At 32.0% G+C, this 18,918-nt stretch carries 17 protein-coding genes; 12 read left to right on the plus strand and 5 right to left on the minus strand.

What is annotated here, in order from left to right; genetic code table 11:
- Positions 1–5 precede the first annotated feature (5 nt).
- Genes pxpA through FUA26_RS00530 form a run of 5 tightly spaced genes read left to right on the plus strand, consistent with a single transcriptional unit; the run spans position 6 to position 4,573 of the window.
- Entirely contained in the window at positions 6–746 is a 741-nt protein-coding gene (gene pxpA / locus FUA26_RS00510) for a 5-oxoprolinase subunit PxpA (protein ID WP_147130408.1), read from the plus strand.
- Complete coding sequence (gene pxpB, locus FUA26_RS00515) at positions 747–1,472, plus strand: 5-oxoprolinase subunit PxpB (RefSeq protein WP_147130409.1); 726 nt, start codon at positions 747–749, stop codon at positions 1,470–1,472.
- Positions 1,465–2,316 (plus strand): 5-oxoprolinase subunit C family protein, encoded by an 852-nt coding sequence (locus FUA26_RS00520; RefSeq protein ID WP_147130411.1) that lies wholly within the window; start codon positions 1,465–1,467, stop codon positions 2,314–2,316. Before pxpB ends, FUA26_RS00520 begins: the two co-directional genes overlap by 8 nt.
- Before the next feature lie 59 nt (positions 2,317–2,375).
- Entirely contained in the window at positions 2,376–3,791 is a 1,416-nt protein-coding gene (locus FUA26_RS00525) for an alkaline phosphatase D family protein (protein WP_147130413.1), read from the plus strand.
- 44 nt (positions 3,792–3,835) lie between these two features.
- Positions 3,836–4,573 (plus strand): DUF6503 family protein, encoded by a 738-nt coding sequence (locus FUA26_RS00530; RefSeq protein ID WP_147130414.1) that lies wholly within the window; start codon positions 3,836–3,838, stop codon positions 4,571–4,573.
- On the opposite strand, the gene deoD is transcribed toward FUA26_RS00530, so the two are convergent.
- From deoD to clpB, 4 genes are all read right to left on the minus strand, one after another.
- Positions 4,570–5,268: a purine-nucleoside phosphorylase gene (gene deoD / locus FUA26_RS00535; RefSeq protein WP_147130416.1), complete on the minus strand. Its 699-nt coding sequence runs from the start codon at positions 5,266–5,268 to the stop codon at positions 4,570–4,572. The genes FUA26_RS00530 and deoD overlap by 4 nt on opposite strands.
- Positions 5,269–5,271: 3 nt before the next feature.
- A complete protein-coding gene (gene deoC / locus FUA26_RS00540; RefSeq protein WP_147130418.1) occupies positions 5,272–5,937 on the minus strand; it encodes a deoxyribose-phosphate aldolase in 666 nt (221 codons plus the stop codon).
- Positions 5,938–6,056: 119 nt separating this feature from the next.
- The gene (gene deoC / locus FUA26_RS00545; protein ID WP_147130420.1) at positions 6,057–6,704 is read right to left on the minus strand and encodes a deoxyribose-phosphate aldolase; all 648 of its coding nucleotides are present in this window, start codon (positions 6,702–6,704) and stop codon (positions 6,057–6,059) included.
- A 404-nt stretch (positions 6,705–7,108) separates the two neighbouring features.
- Positions 7,109–9,715, minus strand: coding sequence for an ATP-dependent chaperone ClpB (gene clpB / locus FUA26_RS00550; protein ID WP_147130421.1), 2,607 nt, complete (start codon positions 9,713–9,715; stop codon positions 7,109–7,111).
- A gap of 158 nt (positions 9,716–9,873) precedes the next feature.
- Here clpB and ytxJ point away from each other — a divergent pair, with 158 nt between their 5' ends.
- Genes ytxJ through FUA26_RS00565 form a run of 3 tightly spaced genes read left to right on the plus strand, consistent with a single transcriptional unit; the run spans position 9,874 to position 12,343 of the window.
- Positions 9,874–10,263, plus strand: a complete 390-nt coding sequence (gene ytxJ / locus FUA26_RS00555; RefSeq protein WP_147130423.1) for a bacillithiol system redox-active protein YtxJ — start codon at positions 9,874–9,876, stop codon at positions 10,261–10,263.
- Positions 10,264–10,659 (plus strand): gamma-glutamylcyclotransferase family protein, encoded by a 396-nt coding sequence (locus tag FUA26_RS00560; protein WP_147130425.1) that lies wholly within the window; start codon positions 10,264–10,266, stop codon positions 10,657–10,659.
- Positions 10,652–12,343 carry an RluA family pseudouridine synthase gene (locus FUA26_RS00565; protein ID WP_147130426.1) on the plus strand — a complete coding sequence of 564 codons (1,692 nt, stop codon included), beginning with the start codon at positions 10,652–10,654 and terminating at the stop codon, positions 12,341–12,343. The genes FUA26_RS00560 and FUA26_RS00565 overlap by 8 nt, the downstream gene beginning before the upstream one ends.
- Here FUA26_RS00565 and FUA26_RS00570 read toward each other — a convergent pair whose 3' ends face one another.
- On the minus strand, positions 12,344–13,903 hold the full coding sequence (locus FUA26_RS00570) for a helix-turn-helix transcriptional regulator (RefSeq protein ID WP_147130428.1): 1,560 nt from the start codon (positions 13,901–13,903) through the stop codon (positions 12,344–12,346).
- 269 nt (positions 13,904–14,172) lie between these two features.
- Between FUA26_RS00570 and FUA26_RS00575 the strand changes: the two genes are divergently transcribed.
- The 4 genes from FUA26_RS00575 (at position 14,173) to FUA26_RS00590 (ending at position 18,861) form a co-directional block, all read left to right on the plus strand.
- Positions 14,173–15,747 (plus strand): alpha-L-fucosidase, encoded by a 1,575-nt coding sequence (locus tag FUA26_RS00575; protein ID WP_147130429.1) that lies wholly within the window; start codon positions 14,173–14,175, stop codon positions 15,745–15,747.
- A gap of 8 nt (positions 15,748–15,755) precedes the next feature.
- Complete coding sequence (locus FUA26_RS00580) at positions 15,756–17,333, plus strand: alpha-L-fucosidase (RefSeq protein WP_147130431.1); 1,578 nt, start codon at positions 15,756–15,758, stop codon at positions 17,331–17,333.
- 233 nt (positions 17,334–17,566) lie between these two features.
- Positions 17,567–18,178: a DUF6252 family protein gene (locus FUA26_RS00585; protein ID WP_147130433.1), complete on the plus strand. Its 612-nt coding sequence runs from the start codon at positions 17,567–17,569 to the stop codon at positions 18,176–18,178.
- Between the two features lie 158 nt (positions 18,179–18,336).
- Entirely contained in the window at positions 18,337–18,861 is a 525-nt protein-coding gene (locus tag FUA26_RS00590; protein WP_147130435.1) for a hypothetical protein, read from the plus strand.
- The last annotated feature ends 57 nt before the right edge of the window (positions 18,862–18,918 follow it).

The following is an 18,918-nucleotide window of genomic DNA, read 5'->3' on the forward strand; positions in this document are numbered from 1 at the left end:
TTTTTATGAACCATCTTGTTATTGACATAAATGCCGATTTAGGTGAAGGTATTGGAAATGAAGCTGATTTAATGCCTTACCTGTCGTCTTGCAATATTGCTTGTGGTGGGCATGCTGGAGATGATACGTCTATGCACGATGCTGTAAAACTTGCCAAAACTCATAAAGTTAAAATAGGAGCGCATCCATCATTTCCCGATAGGGAGAATTTCGGACGTATAAAAATGGATATATCTTGTGCGGCTTTGTTCACTTCATTAAAGCATCAGATTACAGATTTATTGAGTGTGTTATACAAAGAAAATGCCACGCTTCATCATATAAAACCACACGGAGCACTTTATAATTTAGCAGCTAAAGATGAAAAGGTTGCTAATGTTATTATTGAAGTTGTTAAAAGTATGCATAGGCCTGTGCAATTGTATGTACCTTATAAATCTGTTATTGCGCAACTGGCCAAAGAAAACGGTATTGCCATTACTTACGAAGCATTTGCTGATAGAAACTACAATGACGATTTAAGTTTAGTATCTAGAAAAGAAAAGAATGCTGTAATACATGATGCAGATACTTTGGTAAATCATGTTTTAAATTTTGTGGCTTTCAAAAAGGTAAAAACCATTAATAATACCGAAATTCCTATTTTAGCAGAAACCGTTTGTGTTCATGGAGATAATCCTGAAGCCATAGAACTCGTGAAACAACTTCATAAACGCCTGCTAGAAAATAATATTAAAGTACAATAGGTGACGTACCAACTTAAATATAAACCGTTTGGGGAACAATCAGTTTTAATAGAATGGCCTCAAATTATAAGTAAAGAAATCCTTAAAGATGTTTTAAGTTTTAAAGCTAAGTTAGAGGCAGAAAAAAGAATCCATGACGTAAATCATGCATATAATTCGTTATTGGTTAGTTTTAATGATTTTACCAATGGTTTAGAATCTAAAATAAACGAGTTAGAAGCCATTTATAATACGGCGCATATAGTTAATAAATATGCATTTAAAAGATGGCGTATACCAGTATGTTACGATACTCATTTTGGAATAGATTTACACGAATTAGCTTTAACCAATAATCTATCAGTTGATGAGGTAATACGGCGCCATTCAACAATAAGTTATACTGTTTATTTTATTGGTTTTTTACCAGGTTTCCTTTATTTAGGAGGCTTAGATAAAACGCTTTATACACCAAGGAAAGCCTCTCCAAGATTAAAGATAGAGAAAGGCGCAGTAGCTATAGGAGGAGGGCAAACTGGTATATATCCTAGTGAAAGTCCTGGAGGTTGGAATATTATTGGAAATTCTCCAATTAATTTCTTTGACATAAAAGCACAAACTCCATGTTTTGCCAATGCAGGAGATGAAATTCAGTTTTATCAGGTTTCAAAAGAAATACATAGTAATATTAAAACTTTAGTTGAAGCCGGTGTATATCAAATAGAAAGTGAGGTGATTAATGATTAAGGTTTTAAATGCAGGATTATACACTACTATTCAAGATTTTGGCAGGTTTGGTGTGCAAAATTATGGCATACCATATTCTGGTGTAATGGACAAACAATCTGCTTCCTTTTCCAATGCTATTTTGGGTAACTCTTTAGATTTACCAGTTATGGAAATTACCATGTTAGGGCCCAAATTACAATTTGAAACTAAGACGAGGATTTGCATTTCTGGAGCAAATATATCGCCAAAATTAAATAACAAAATTATTTCTAATAATAAGTCAATTTTAGTTGAAGCGGGCGATGTGCTTTCCTTTGGAAAACTAAAAAAAGGCTTTCGTGCTTATCTATCTGTTCAAGGAGGTTTTAAAACAGAGAACGTTTTAAAAAGTTATAGTATGTACCAAAATATCACGCTTAAAAGTAGCGTAGAAAAAGGTGATGTTTTAAAAATTGCTTCTTTTAAAGATAGTGTAATGCTGGCTAACGCTTCAATAAAGGTAGCAGATACATATTTAGAAACAAATAAACTAGAAGTTGCCAAAGGTCCTGAGTTTGATCAACTTTCCGAAGACCAAAAAAAGTATTTGTTAAGTAATACATTCAGTATTTCAAAAGATAATAATAGAATGGCTTATCAACTTAATGAAGTGTTAGAAAATACATTAAAACCTATAATAACCTCTTTGGTAAAACCAGGTACAGTACAGCTAACACCTTCTGGAAAACTTATAGTTTTAATGCGTGACTGCCAGACAACAGGAGGTTACCCAAGAGTTTTACAGCTTTCAGAATCAAGTATTAATATACTTTCACAAAAATATACAGGGCAAATAATAACTTTTAAAACGAATATTTTATAAATACGTTTTTCTCCTTAAAGAGTCTTAAGTTTGTGATTAAGAAATTTAAATTAGTAAAAATGGGTTTAAAAAGATTATTATTATCTATAAGTTTTTTAGTTTTTGTTTACATAGCGTGTGCGCAAACGGAAAGTGAAAACGTATATTTTACAACTGGATTTAAAATAGGTGAAGTTTCTAACAGTTCTGCTATCATTTGGACGAGGTTATGTGCCGATTCGATTCCTGTCCCTATTCACCACCAGCAAAAAGAAAAAACATTCAGGCCACCAATAAATTTTAATAATAATGCTCCTGTAGATGAAATGGATGGTGCTGTTAGAGGTACTTTTGGAGAGGTTAAAATAGAATTATTTTCTGCAAAAGATACTATTTCCATTGATTGGGCTTTTGTATCTGCCCTAAAGGATTATACCTATAAAAGGAAAGTTGAAAACTTAAAACCTAATACTTTTTATAACATTAAGCTAACCGGTAGAAAAGGTGCAGAGTTTTCAGAGACTGTGGTATATGGTAGTTTTTTCACAGCTCCAGATCCAAACGACATAGAACCTGTTCTTTTTACGTCATCTACTTGTCAATTATTTTGGAGTTATGACGATCCTAAACGCGGATTCAAAATTTATGATGAAATGAAAAAGCTTAAGCCTAAGTTTCATTCACAAACAGGAGATTATGTCTATTACGATAAACCAGGACCTTTTGTTAAAACTATTGAAATGGCCAGACATAAGTGGCATGCAATGAACTCGTGGCCTTCTTTAAAAGAGTTTTATATGCAAACGCCGTTGTACATTGAAAAGGATGACCATGACTTGTTAAGAGATGATGCGTATCCAGGAAGAGCACCTTTAGGAGAAGTTACTTTTGAAGACGGATTAGCTCTGTGGTATGAACAAACTCCAATTGGAAAAAAACCTTACAGAACCCAGAGATGGGGTAAAGATTTACAAGTTTGGTTTGTTGAGGTTAGAGAATTTAGATCAGATAATACAATTGAAGATAGTGCTGAAAAAACAATTTGGGGTAAAGCACAAATACAATGGTTTAAAGAAACTATTGAAGCATCTGACGCAACGTTTAAAGTCTTAATAAGCCCAACTCCAATTGTGGGTCCAGATAGGCCAACAGGAAAGAATGATAACCATTCAAACAAAGCATTTCAAACCGAAGGCGCTTGGTTAAGGTCGTATTTGGCTGAAAACAAGGTTTTTGTAGTAAATGGCGATAGGCATTGGCAATATGCATCGGTAGACTCTATTAGTGGCCTAAGAGAATTTAGTCAAGGTGCCGTGAGTGATTTTCATGCTGGTGGTTGGGAAGAAAGTAATGTGCTACCACAGCACAAATTTTTAAGAGTAAAAGGAGGCTTTTTAGCCACCAAGGTATATCGTAAAAGAGATAAACCATTTATTGAATTTCTTCATTACGATGTAGATGGAAATATCGTTCATAAAGAAACTTTTAAGGAATAGTAATTAGTTATAAAAGTTTACGACAAAAACCCAAAATAAAATATATGCTTAGAAGAATCTGTTTAATTGTTTTTATCACTAGTGTTTTGGTTAACTGTAAACAAGACGAAAAATTAACTGCAAAAACTATCATTGATAGCACAATTGAGGTATCTGGAGGTAACAAAGTTTCCAATTCAACTATAGAATTTAATTTCAGGGATATTCATTACACTGCTCATAGAAATAATGGCATATTCGAGCTTGGGAGAACATTTGTAAAAGAGAATGATACCATTGTAGATTGGCTAACTAATATCGGTTTTCAGAGAACAGTAAACAGAGAATTAATTAAGGTTGCTGATAGCATGGTTTCAAGGTATTCTGCTTCAGTTAATTCTGTACATTATTTTTCAGTATTACCATATGGTTTAAATGATGCTGCCGTTAATAAGAACTACATAAGTGAAGTTAAGATTAAAGGAGAAACATACCATAAAATCAGAATTACATTTAATGAAGATGGAGGAGGAGAGGACTTTGATGATGTATTCCTATATTACGTAAATAAAGAAAATTTTAAAGTAGACTATTTAGCTTATTCCTATGCTGAAGATCATGGTATTGGCTTACGATTTAGAGAAGCTTACAATGAGCGGATTATAAAAGGGATACGTTTTGTAGATTACAACAACTACAAATTTGAAGGAGAGGCAAAATTGGAAGACTTAGAAACTCTGTTTGAAGCCAACAAGTTAAAACTATTATCTAAGATTGAATTAAAAGAAGTTGCAGTAAATTAAGCCAACTCTAAGGCTATTTCTATCATTTCTTTAAATGTAGTTTCTCTGTCTTTGCTTGGTAATCTGTCTCCTGTAACTAAAGAGTCGGAAATTGTTAAAATACTCAAAGCGTTAACGTTGTGCTTAGCAGCAATGGTGTATAAACCAGCGGTTTCCATTTCAACACAAAGTACGCCAAAATTTGCCCACTTTTTATAATCTTCAAAATTATCAGCATAAAAAGCATCCGAAGTCAAAACATTTCCCGCTTTAATAGGAATATTTTTAGTTTTAGCAACTTCAACCGCTTTTTGAAATAATTCAAAGTTTGCGGTAGGAGCATAATCGGCACCATTAAATAGCTGTTTGTTTAAACCAGAATTTGATGAGGCAGCCATGGCTAAAACCACATCTCTTACTTTAACATCATTTTTATATGAACCTGCGCTACCCACACGTATTAAATTTTTAACATTGTATTCATTTATTAACTCGTGTGCATAAATAGAAATAGAAGGTAACCCCATACCTGTGCCCATTACAGAAATACGTTTACCCTTGTAAGTACCTGTAAAACCAAGCATGCCTCTAACATCATTAAAACAAACAGGGTTATCAAAAAATGTTTCGGCAATCCATTTAGCACGTAAAGGATCACCGGGTAATAAAATGGTTTCTGCTATAGCGTCTTTTTTAGCATTAATATGTACGCTCATGTTTTAGTAATTTGAATTAGAAGTTTCGTCATTAATAATTGCAATTCCCGATGATGTGCCAAGTCTTTCAACACCTAAATTTATATATTCTAAAGCTGTTTTTTTATCCTTAATACCACCTGAAGCTTTTATTTTTACGCAAGATTTACAAACACTTTTCATGAGTTTAACATCATTAATAGTAGCGCCACCTGTACCAAACCCTGTAGATGTTTTTATAAAATTGGCACCGCTTTGTATGGCTAATTCGCTGGCTTTAATAATTTCAACCTCTTCAAGGTAACAGGTTTCTAAAATAACTTTTAAAACATTGTTGGGCATTATAGCTTTTACAGCCTCAATGTCTTTCCAAACAGCATCAAACTCTTTACTCTTTAATAGTCCAACGTTTATAACCATATCAATTTCATCTGCGCCATCTTTTAAGGCGGCTTTTGTTTCTGCCACTTTAGCGTCCGTAGACATTGCGCCTAACGGAAACCCAATAACACTACATACTTTTACTGTAGTATTTTTTAGTTGTTGTTTAGCTAGTTTTACATAACAACTGTTAACACAAACCGAAAAAAATTGATGTGCTTTTGCTTCGTCACACAATGTAATAATATCATTTTTTGTTGCAGTTGCTTTTAATAAAGTGTGGTCTATGTATGTGTTTAGTGGTTTCATAAGGTTAATTTTAACAAAAATGCTAATTTTTAAGGTTTTAAATTATGATTTACGTTAGTTTAAAACAAAAAAAAGAGCTTAAAAAAGCTCTTTTATATTTTAGTGTGTTTGTTTTTGTTTTAAGCTGAAATTGCACTTATTTTAAAAGTGGTGTTTGTACTAATTCTATCAACACCAATATCTAAAAATTTGTTTGCTGTATCACTATCGGTTATGCCTCCTGAAGCGCATATTTTTACGTAGTTTTTTACAGTTTTCTTTATAATTTTTACAACGGTAAAGGTGGCGCCACCTTTTGAAAATCCGGTTGATGTTTTAATGTAGTCTACATTAGCATCTAAACAAATTTGGCAAGCTTTTATAATTTCATTTTTATTAAGTTCAGATATTTCTAAAATAACTTTTAAAGGTATTGCACCTATAGCTAATTTAACATCGCTAATATCTTTTAAAACAGATACGTAGTTTTTGCTTTTTAATAGGCCAATATTAATAACCATATCAATTTCATTGGCGCCATTATTTATGGCTGTTTTGGCTTCTTTTATTTTAGTAGAAGTATTTGCAGCCCCAAATGGAAAAGCAACTGTAGATGCAATTTTTATATTACTATTTTCAAGTAATTCTTTAGCTAATGGTACGTAGCAACTGTTTACACAAACGGCATTGGCATCTTGCTTTTTGGCTTCAAGGCAAAAGTCAATAATATCTCTTTCGGTAGTTTTAGGATTAAGTTGTGTAAATTCAATGTGCTTAAATAAGTTCATAATTATAAGTAGGTTTTTTTTTCTATTTTATTGGGGTAAAATAGATGCTATTAATGTTAAAAATTGAGGGAAGTAATGTTTTATTAGGGATTAACATTTTTACTAAATTATAAATTATTAACAGATTTTAGGGCTAAGTTTTGTGTTTTTCGATGAACTACATACTTGTTTTTTTTAACTTCTTAAAAGTCAAAAAATTGCATTTTAGCTAGTTTTTGAGATTTTAAACGGATTTTTAGTAGTTTTTATCGGAATTGAAGATTTTTTAACCTAGGCTTTTAAAATAAATGAAATGGCAATTATTAATTGTAATTTATAATTGAATGTGCATAAAAAAAAAGCAATCTTTAAACTCAAATTAATGTGTTTTCAGATTGCTTTTTCAAACTAACTAACCAACTAAACTAAAATTCTTCAGTAACTAAATCACCTTGGTTTCTAAAAACCAAATTATCATCAAAAGCATCAAGTAAAATAATGCTATCTGTTGTTACTTTACCTGCTAATATTTCTTTACTCAATGCATTTAAAACTTCTTTTTGAATAACACGTTTTACGGGTCTTGCTCCATATTCTGGGTTATAACCTTTACCTGCTAAATACGCAATGGCTTCAGGTGTAGCATCAAAAGTAATGCCTTGTTGTGCTATCATTTTTGTTATGCCTTTAAGCTGCAAGCCAACAATGTTTATAATGTTTTCTTTTGATAAAGGTGTAAACATAATAGTGTCATCTATTCTATTTAAAAACTCAGGGCGCACGCTTTGTTTTAACAATGCAAGTACATCTAGTTTTGCAGTTTCAATAGCAGAATTAATATCTTTTGTAGCTTCAAAACGCTCTTGAATAATGTTACTTCCCATGTTTGAAGTCATGATAATAATGGTGTTTTTAAAATCTGCAATTCTACCTTTGTTATCAGTTAATCTGCCTTCATCTAATACTTGTAATAGAATATTGAATGTATCAGGGTGTGCTTTTTCAATTTCATCTAAAAGTACTACAGAGTAAGGTTTACGTCTTACAGCTTCGGTTAATTGACCACCTTCATCATAACCAACATACCCAGGAGGCGCACCTACTAATCTACTCACAGCATGACGCTCTTGGTATTCACTCATATCAATTCTGGTCATAGCATTTTCATCATCAAATAAGTATTCTGCTAAAGCCTTAGCTAATTCGGTTTTACCAACACCCGTTGTACCTAAAAATAGGAAAGTGCCAATGGGTTTTTGCGGGTTTTGTAATCCTGCTCTACTACGTCTAACGGCATCACTTACTGCTTCAATAGCTTCTTCTTGGCCAACAACACGTTTGTGTAATTCATCTTCTAATTTTAAAAGTTTTTCGCGTTCACTTTGTATCATTTTAGTAACCGGTATTCCTGTCCATTTTGCTACAACTTCAGCAATATCTTCGTAGGTTACTTCTTCTTTTATAAGCGAATTATCGGCCTGTGCTTGTAATTGCGTTTGGTAAGTTTCAAGCAATTGTTGTGCTTCTTTAATTTTACCATAGCGTAGTTCGGCTACTTTACCATAATCTCCATCACGTTCAGCACGTTCAGCTTCTATTTTATAGTTTTCAATATCTTGTTTAGTATTTTGAATATTATCTACAACGTCTTTTTCGCTTTTCCATTTAGCATTAATTTCATTGCGTGTTTCTTTTAAATTAGCTAAATCTGAACGAAGCGATTTTAATTTACTTTCATCTTTTTCACGTTTAATTGCTTCAATTTCAATTTCTAGCTGCATAATTTTTCTGTCTAAAACATCTAATTCTTCAGGTTTAGAATTGATTTCCATACGCAATTTTGAAGCAGCTTCATCCATTAAATCAATAGCCTTGTCTGGTAAATACCTATTAGTTATGTAACGAGTAGATAGCTCTACAGCGCCAATAATAGCTTCGTCTTTAATACGCACTTTATGGTGTGTTTCGTACTTTTCTTTAATACCTCTTAAAATAGAAATAGCACTTTCAGTATCAGGCTCGTCTACCATAACCTTTTGGAAACGACGCTCTAAGGCTTTGTCTTTTTCAAAATATTTTTGGTATTCATCTAAAGTTGTTGCGCCAATAGCTCTTAATTCACCACGAGCTAAAGCGGGTTTTAAAATATTAGCTGCATCCATAGCACCTTGGCCGCCACCAGCACCTACAAGTGTGTGAATTTCATCAATAAACAGTACTATATCTCCATTACTTGTTGTAACTTCTTTAATAACCGCTTTTAGGCGTTCTTCAAATTCACCTTTGTATTTAGCACCGGCAATAAGTGCGCCCATATCTAAAGCAAAAATTTGTTTATCTTTTAGGTTTTCAGGAATATCACCATCAATAATTCTGTGGGCTAAACCTTCGGCAATGGCGGTTTTACCTGTACCAGGTTCACCTACTAAAATAGGGTTGTTTTTGGTTCTGCGTGATAAAATTTGAAGTATGCGTCGTATTTCTTCATCTCTACCAATAACCGGATCTAACTTACCATCTTTAGCTAATTGATTTAAATTTTTAGCATATTTATTCAAAGAATTATAAGTATCTTCTTGACTTTGCGATGTTACATTTTGGCCTTTACGAAGCTCATTAATGGCTGCGTTTAACGTAACTTCAGTAACACCTTGGTCTTTTAGCATTTGGGCAATTTTACTTTTAGATTTAAAAACGGCCATAATTAAATGCTCAACAGATACGTAATCGTCTTTTTTGTTTTTTGCAATATTTGCAGCTTCATTTAGCGTTTTTCCGGCTTCGCGAGACAGCATCAAATCGGTGCCAGTTACTTTAGCAAAACTTTCCAATTGCTTATCTAAAGCTTGTTTTAAAATACTAACGTTTACATTTAGTTTTTTTAAGATAAATGGTAATACGTTTTCATCTACTTCAAAAATACCTTTAAAAAGGTGTTCATTTTCTATTTGTTGGTGGCCAAAACCTTGCGCTATTTGTTGCGCTTGTTGTATGGCTTCTTGTGATTTTATTGTATAATTATTAAAGTTCATAGCTTAAATTTGTTTTTCTTTACACTGGGTAATAGTCAATAATCTTACCAACATAATTTAAGAGACAAAATGGCGGTTTTTAATCTGTTGTTAATGACTTTTAGTCAGTTTGTAAGTAATGTTGGTAAAGTCGACTTAACTATAAAATTAAAATAGTAATGGGAATTTTTAATAAAATATTTGGAGGTTCAGGTGAACCTAAAGAAGAAAACGTATTGCCTTGGATTGCATTAAACAACCTAGAGCAGTTAACAGAAATTGAAAAAAAATCTGAAACAAAAACACAAGTAATATTTAAACACTCAACACGTTGCGGCATTAGCCGTATGGTAATGAATCAGTTTATTGCAGCATATAATTTAAATGAAAACGATTTAGATTTATATTATTTAGATTTATTAAACCACAGAAACGTATCAAATGAAGTTGGTTATAAATTTCAAGTACTGCACGAGTCGCCACAAATATTAGTTATAAAAAATGGGCAAACTGTTGCGCACGCATCACACGGAGCTATTAATGATGTGCAATTAGAAACCTTTGTTTAATTGACGGCACACTATCTTTTTGTTTACGGCACATTATTACAAAATGCCGAAAACGAAATGTCGGCGTTTTTAAAAGCACATGCTACCGTAATTTCTAAAGGTTATTTTATAGGTCAGTTGTATAAAATATCGTGGTTTCCGGGTGCTATTTTAAGTAATGACCAAACACAAAAAGTTTACGGTACTTTGGTAAAACTTACAAAAAACGTATTTGAAGTTTTAGATGATTACGAAGATTTTAAACCCAATAACCCTAGTAAGAGCCTTTTTATACGTCAAAAAGTTACAGTTTTTGCAAAAAACAATCGTGTTTACAATGCATGGGTGTATCTTTACAACCAAAATGTAAACCCACAAAACCGCATAGTTTCCGGAGATTTTTTAAAAGATGCCTAACCCTAAATTTACAGACACCCTTTTTCATCCGCTTCACAAACAAAATAAAACCGTAATACCTCGGTTATTCACGTTTCCTTTTTATTATGAACCACATACTTTAAGCATTTTAGCTGCTAAAGATTTACAAAACTACCTTGAGCATGAGGCTAATTTTAATCATAATTTTGGATTAAAACCTAATGCAGAAGGTTTAGTAATAGGGAAGATGTTTGGTGTTATGGTAGTTGAAAATGAAGCAGGCACTATTGGGTATTTAGCAGCTTTTTCAGGAAAACTAGCCGAAAGTAATTTACACAAAGGTTTTGTACCCACGGTTTATGACACGTTGAATCCTGAAGGATTTTATAAAATAGGCGAGCAGGAACTAAATGCCATTAATGAAAAAATAGAGGTTTTAGAAAATTCTGAAGCTTATAAATTAGCTAAAAGTAATTTAGAAACGTGCTTAAAAACTTATGAAAACGACTTAAAAGCTTTAAAGCAAACTATAAAAGAAAAGAAAGCAAAGCGCAATAAACTTAGAGATTCTGAAGCTGAAAAATTAACACCAGAAGCTTATGTAGATTTGCTTGAAAAACTTAAAAATGAAAGTATTTATTATCATTTTAGGTTAAAAGATTTAAAAACCAATTGGAAACTTAAAATTAAAGCAGCGCAAATTCAGTTTGATACCATACAAACTACATTAACTACTTTAAAAGAAAAACGCCGTTTACAGTCGGCTTCACTTCAAAAACAATTACATAAACAATATGCGTTTTTAAATTATAAAGGCGAAAGCAAAGATTTACTAGATATTTTTAAAAATACCACTGTTAGAATTCCGCCAGCAGGAGCAGGTGAATGTGCAGCGCCCAAGTTATTTCAGTATGCTTATCAAAATAATTTAAAGCCTATAGCCATGGCAGAGTTTTGGTGGGGCGCATCACCAAAATCTGAAGTGCGTAAACACAAACAATTTTATCCGTCGTGCCGTAGTAAATGCGAGCCTATTTTAGAGCATATGATGCAAGGGCTACAGGTAGAACCTAACCCTATTTTAGAAGTTAAAAAACACCATAAGCCTCTAGAAATTTTGTTTGAAGATGATTATTTATTGGTAGTAAATAAACCACATGAATTTTTATCGGTACCAGGAAAAACTAATTTAGAGTCTGTACAAACAAAAATGCAACAATACTTGCCAAAAAGTAAAGGCCCGCTGTTGGTGCATAGGTTAGATATGTCAACATCAGGTATTTTACTGGTGGCAAAAAATGAAAAAACACATAAAAACCTTCAAAAGCAATTTATAAAACGTACAGTAAAAAAACGTTACGTTGCTGTTTTAGATGGCGAACTTTCTAATAAAGAAGGTATTATAAATTTACCCTTGCGTGTAGATTTAGATAACCGCCCACAGCAATTGGTGTGTTATGAGCATGGTAAACCAGCAAAAACAAAATATAAAGTAATAAAGGTTGAAGATGGAAAAACCCGCATTCATTTTTATCCAATTACAGGCAGAACACATCAATTACGGGTACATGCAGCACATAGTAATGGCTTAAATATACCCATTGTTGGCGATGATTTGTATGGTACCAAGGCAAAACGCTTACACTTACACGCAGCTGCTTTAACATTTGAGCATCCTGTTACTAAAAAGGAGTTGCATATTGTTTGCGAGGCGCCTTTTTAGTTAAATTAAAGTTAGATAATTAGTTAAGTTATCATTACGTTGTAAGCCAATTTTTTTACGTATTCTAGAGCGGGCCATATGCACGCTGTTTATTGAAATTCCTAACAAGTGAGACATTTCTTTGCTGTCAAAATTAAGCTTTATTAATGCACAATGTTTTAAATCTGTAGGAGTTAAATCTGGATGTTTTTCTAATAATTTATCATAAAAAGAACTGTTAACTTGTGTGAATCTTAAATGAAAATCGTCCCAAATTTTTTTATTAGTAAGTTTATATTTACGTTTTAAGGTTTTATATAGTTCAGGGTTGTTTTGTTCAATAGCTTCTAAAAGTTCTTTAACTGCAGATTCTTTTTCTATAATTTGAAGCGCATTAGAGGTAAGTTCTTTATTTTTTAAATTTAAAATAGCTTTATTTTTTTCTCTTAAATTAGCCATTTGTTTCATTTTACTTCGCTGTTTAACAGCAATAAAAAACAATGCAATAAAAAGTATAAGCACTCCAATTGAAAGCTTTAACCATAAACTAGCACGTTTATTTGCTTTAAGAATTTTAATTTGTGATTGTAGTTGTACTTCCTTTTTTTCTAGAGCTTTTTTATAGTTGTTTTTTATTTCAAAAAGTTGCTTATTTAAAATGCTCTGAGCGTTAAATAAACTATCTGAAATAATTTTTGATTGTTGTATGTTTTTGTAAGCTTCAATATAATTTTTTGTTTCATAATTTAAAACAGATAATGCTTCTAATACTATTGGCTTTAACTTGATGTTGTAGGTTAAAGAATCTATGGCGCGTAATGATTTTTTATAATAAAACTTAGCACTGTCAGTTTGATTGAGTGCTTGTTTTAGTTCTCCAATATGAAAAGAGATAGAGGTTTGAAATCCATTATTTTGCTTTTCTAAAAAGGGCAAAATATTATTAAAATACTTTTTTGAAAGTTTGTAGTTTTTCTTTTTTAAATATGTAATGCCGTAAACACCATCAACAAAATAAAGTTTTTTTAAGTTTCCTTGTGCTATATAGCAAGAGTCTAAATACACAAGTGCTTTATTGTAATTTTTCATTTCTAAATATTGAACAGCAACATCAAGATATGATGAAATTACGGTATTAGAACTTTCATTCATTTTCAAGGCATGTGTTTTAGCTAATTTTAAGCCAGCCTTTGTGTGCTTTAAGGCAATACTATCTTTACCAAATGCAGTATATAAAATACCTAGCATTTGATGGAATTTGTATAAAGGTTTTTTGTTTTCAATACTATCGGCTGTAGGTAAAGCTTCCCAAATTAAATCGAAAGCTTCATTGAAATGGCCTTTCCTATGGGCTATATCAGCAAGGTAATTAATGCATATTAAATAGTTTAAAATATTACATTTTTGTTTAAAATAAGTAGCACCTTCACTAAAATAGCCAAAAGCTTTTTCTGTGTTTTTTTGTGCCATTATGTACTGCTCTTTGTTAAATCGCTCTTCTGTATAAATTGAATCTAAAACCTGAGAAATACTATTTATTGTAGTTAAAATACAAAGCATTAAAGGCAAACATTTTTTCATAAATAAAAAGTTAGGGTTTTAAAAGTAATAATTACTGTTAAAAATAGAGTTGAAATTAGCAACGCAAACCTTTAAATATAGTTATAATATAGTCTGTTTTTGTTTATTTAAAGATTAATAAATGAACTTTGAAGTATTGAAAAACAAGTGATTGTGCAGGATTTAAAATTTGATGGAGTTTTTTAAAATTCAAATTAAAATATAGTGCCTTGGGTCTTGTTAATATAGTTTCAATTACAAATAAGCCAATATAATTAAATAAGTAAGATATGACTATTAGAACAATTTTAAACACAGTTTTTTTATACATAGCGTTGTTTTCAATTATTAATACAAACGCTCAAAATAATATTAGTGAGACTAAGAAAATTGAACAAAAAGAAAGAAAACGCTATAAAGAAGAATGGGTATCTATAGCCAAACATTCTTGCCCAGAGTGGTTTAGAGATGCTAAATTTGGAATTTATACACATTACGGGCCTGCAGTAAACGCTACAAAATACAAACAAACGGAATGGTGGGGTTGGGCTATGTATAATACCAAACAAAAATTTTGGACTAATGCTATTAGGCCAAACTCACCTGATACAACCAGTGCCTTTAAATTGCAATTAGAAAAATGGGGGCACCCAAATAACTTTGGTTACAAAGATTTTATAAAAGAATTTAAACCAACAAAATTTAATGCAGAAGAGTGGGCAGATTTATTTGATAAAGCTGGTGCAAAATTTTGTGGCCCTATGGGAACACATCATGATAATTACATGTTGTGGGATTCTGAAGTTACACGTTGGAATAGTGTTAAAACTGTTGGCGTTAATATTGTGGGTGATTTAGAAAAAGCCATTAGAAAACGAGGTATGAAATATTTAATCACGTTTCATCATGCCTTCTCTTGGTGGTTTTTTAGTGAATCTTATAAATATGACGGTGGTGTTCCTGGAAATGAAGATTTGTATTGTAAACCCCATGAATTTTCTAGTGATCAGGATAGTTTTGATGAATATCCTGATGCCGAATATGAAGATCTTTGGTTTAAAAAACTTGAAGAGGCAGCATTAAAATATCATCCTGATTTATATTGGTTTGATATGGGCTTGGAACTGTTGAGTGATGATATTAGAAAAAAAGCCTATGCCAGATTATTAAACCTAGCCGCTTCTAAAAATCAAGATATAGGGATTAGTTATAAAATTAAGTTCCAACAATGCATTCCTGCTTCAGCTGGTATTTTAGATTTTGAAAAAGGAAGATCTGTAAGAGCTTTAGAACGTCCGTGGCTAACAGATACACCATTAGCAGGTTGGTTTTATAATGGAAGACCTTCTCGTTCTACTGAAGCAATTGTAGAAATTCTAGTTGATATTGTTAGTAAAAATGGATGTTTATTGCTAGATGTTAGCCCCAAACCAGATGGTTCTATACCACAGGATCAAAAAGAAACGTTATTAGGTATTGGCGAGTGGTTAAAAATAAATGGTGAAGCAATTTACAATACACGCCCATGGATTATTGCTGGAGAAGGCCCAACAGAATTAGATAAAGATGGACATTTTAACGAAAACTGGGAGGCTATTTATACAGAAAAAGACATCCGTTTTACCCAAAGTAAAAACAAAAACATCCTTTATATAACCGTATTAGATAAACCAACTAAAGGAGAAGTAGTAGTCACAAAACTAGCTAGTATTTATCCCTATTTAGAGCGCGATATTGCCGAAGTTAAACTCTTAGGAACTAATGCAATTATTTCGTGGAAAAGAGATGAAAAGGGTTTGCATTTAGAATTTCCACAAAGCGCTAATGGTAAGCATGCTTTTAGTTATCAATTAAAATTAAAATAAAAATTAAAATGAAACATTTTATAACATTAATAATGTGTTTGGTGTTAATGCAATTTAATGCCCAAAACAAAAAAGAAAACGCTAGTGAGGTAGACCATATAGCCCAAGCAAAAAAAGCAGGTAATACATTTAAAGAAGAATGGCCATCTATAGCAAAACACAGTACACCAGAGTGGTTTAGAGATGCAAAATTTGGCATTTTTACCTGCATTGGGCCGGCAACACTTGGCACACAACATAAAACTACTGAGTGGTACGGTTGGGCAATGTATGATACAATTGGTGTTTACTGGAATAATGCTCCAAGACAAAAAGATCCTAAACCTTCAAATGTATATCTTAAACATAAAGAATTATTTGGTGGTACACCACATGAATTTGGTTATAAAGACATTATTAAGCAATTTAAACCCACCAAATTTGATGCCGAAGAGTGGGCAGAATTATTTCAAAAATCTGGAGCTAAATTTATGGGGCCTATTGGAGTATTTCATGATAATTATTTGAATTGGGATTCTGATGTTAGCCGATGGAATAGTAAAGATATGGCCGGTGTAGATATTACAGGCAATTTAGAAAAATCTATAAAAAAACGAGGTATGAAATTATTAATTACTTACCACCATGCTTTTACTTGGTACTGGTACTACCACTCATTTGCTTTTGATGGCGGTGTTCCTGGTAATGAAGACTTATATGGAAAAGTACACAGCTTTTCTTCTGATAGCGATAGCTTTGAACCTTATCCTGATGCTGATTTTGAAGCACGTTGGTTTCAAATATTAAAAGAATCAGCTGATAAGTATAGTCCAGATTTGTTTTGGTTTGATATGGGGCTAGAGTTGTTAAGCGATGATATTAGAAAAAAGGCATTTGCCTATTTACTTAACCAGGCAGAACAAAAACAGCAAGATATAGGTATAGCCTATAAAATTAAATTTGATGTTTGTATACCGCCTAGAGCAGGAATTTTAGATTATGAAAAGGGACGTTCAACAGGATTAAGACCAGACCCATGGTTAAGTGATACACCTCTGGGAGGCTGGTTTTATAACGGAAGAAAATCACGTTCAGCAAAGGCAATTGTTGAAATTCTAATTGATATTGTAAGTAAAAATGGCTGTTTGTTGCTAGATGTAAGCCCTAAAGCAGATGGTACAATACCTAAAGACCAACAAGAAACCTTAATAGGAATTGGTGAATGGTTAAAAATGAATGGCGAAGCTATTTACAATACACGCCCGTTTACCATTGCAGAAGAAGGCCCTACAAAACTTGAAGCCGATGGCCATTTTAATGAAAATTGGGAAGCTATTTATACCGAAGAAGATATTCGATTTACTAGAAGCAAAGATAATAACACGTTATATGTTATTGTTTTAGATAAGCCGTCAAAAGGGAAAGTTATTTCAAAAATGTTATCTACTGTAAACCCATATTTATCAAGAGACATCGCCTCGGTTGAACTTATAGGAAATGAAGATGAAATAATAACCTATAACCGCGGATTATCGGGTCTTGAATTGTCATTTCCTAAAAACGCTAAAGGCAAACATGCATGGTGTTATAAAATTAAACTAAAGTAGTTTTTCTATTCTATAATTTTTAAGCACCTGTAAATAGGTGCTTTTTTTGTTAAAAACTTGTTTAAAAGGTATTTGCAGCACACTGATATTTTTTAGAAAGAAAATTCTATTTTTGGTTGTACGTAATAATTTAAATTGTAAACAACAGAAAATTACTGTTATTAGCTGTTTTTGATGGGGTATAATGTTAGTTTTATTCTTTATATAAGATAGTTGGCATAAATTTGAAAAAGATGAGAAAACTTTTAATACTATTTATGTTTTTATGTTTTTATTCGTGTTCGAATGATGACGATGGAACAGGAAGTTCTCTGCCTGCAATAACTTCCGAAGGAAAAAATACTTTTGGATGTAGAATTGATGGAGAAACTTTCCTACCCAGAAATAATGGTGGATTTAGTGCAGGTTATACAACCGTATTAAGAGCACAATACCGCTATTATGAATACGAATATTATGGATTAGAACCAGGATATCATCTAGCTATTAGCGCCTATAACTCTTTAACTGACAAAAGCATTAGAATTGAATTGCCAGCGTCAGATGAACCAATAATGACTGGAGAAACCTATCCAATAGTTCTAAAAAATAATGGTAATATTTCGGCAGAATATAGTTTTTCAACAAATACTCAAGACCCAGATAATCCCAACATTTATTATTATAATTCATTCAATCACATCACAACATCAAATTATAATGGAGAAATAACTTTTAATTTAGTTGATGAAGAAAACCAAATAATTTCTGGTGTGTTTTATTTTAGCTGTATAAATCCTGAAACTAATGAAATAGTTGAAGTTATTGACGGTCGATTTGATATTGAATATGACAACTGGTTTTAAAAAAACTTATGCCAACAACGTGTATAGCTAATTGCGGCTGAATTCCTTAATCGGAATTCATTGCAATTTGCTATCTTTCAGTTACGGCGGAAAATCATAGCTGATTTTCCGCAACAAGCCATACACAAACACGTTGTGGTGCATTTTGACAATACTGTATGAATAGAAATGAATTATTTGACAAATTACTAAAACATCTTTGCGAAAATAAAGATGGATTTTGGGGTTTGATTTCAACTTCTGAACAATATTTTAATATCACAGATGAAATTTTGATTGAATCAATAGTTGACGAAATGATTGAACGAGATTGGGTAAAAGAATCCAACTATGATAAGTTTTCCGTAATGATAAAATACGATGGACAACAGGTTTATCATAAATACGGTTCTTATTCATCTTTTTTACGTGATTTGAAAAAATCTAACAATAAAGAACTCGTTCAAAAAAGTACTGATAGAAAGCTAAATAATATAAGTAAAATAAGTGCTATACTATTCGGATTTAGTTCAATCATATTGAGCTATTATAAAATTATTGATGATAAAAAAATTAGCAATCAAAAGACTGAAATAATCGAATTGAATAAAACGATTGATTCGCTCAAAACCGAATTAAAAAAACAGTCCACCACACCAAAAATAAAAAATGAGTCAGATACTACTAAAACCAAAGAATTATAAATATTGACCTAAATCAATATAAGTCGAGGCATAAATTTGGACTATTTAAAAACATAT

Source organism: Seonamhaeicola algicola (assembly GCF_007997385.1).
GTDB lineage: Bacteria > Bacteroidota > Bacteroidia > Flavobacteriales > Flavobacteriaceae > Seonamhaeicola > Seonamhaeicola algicola.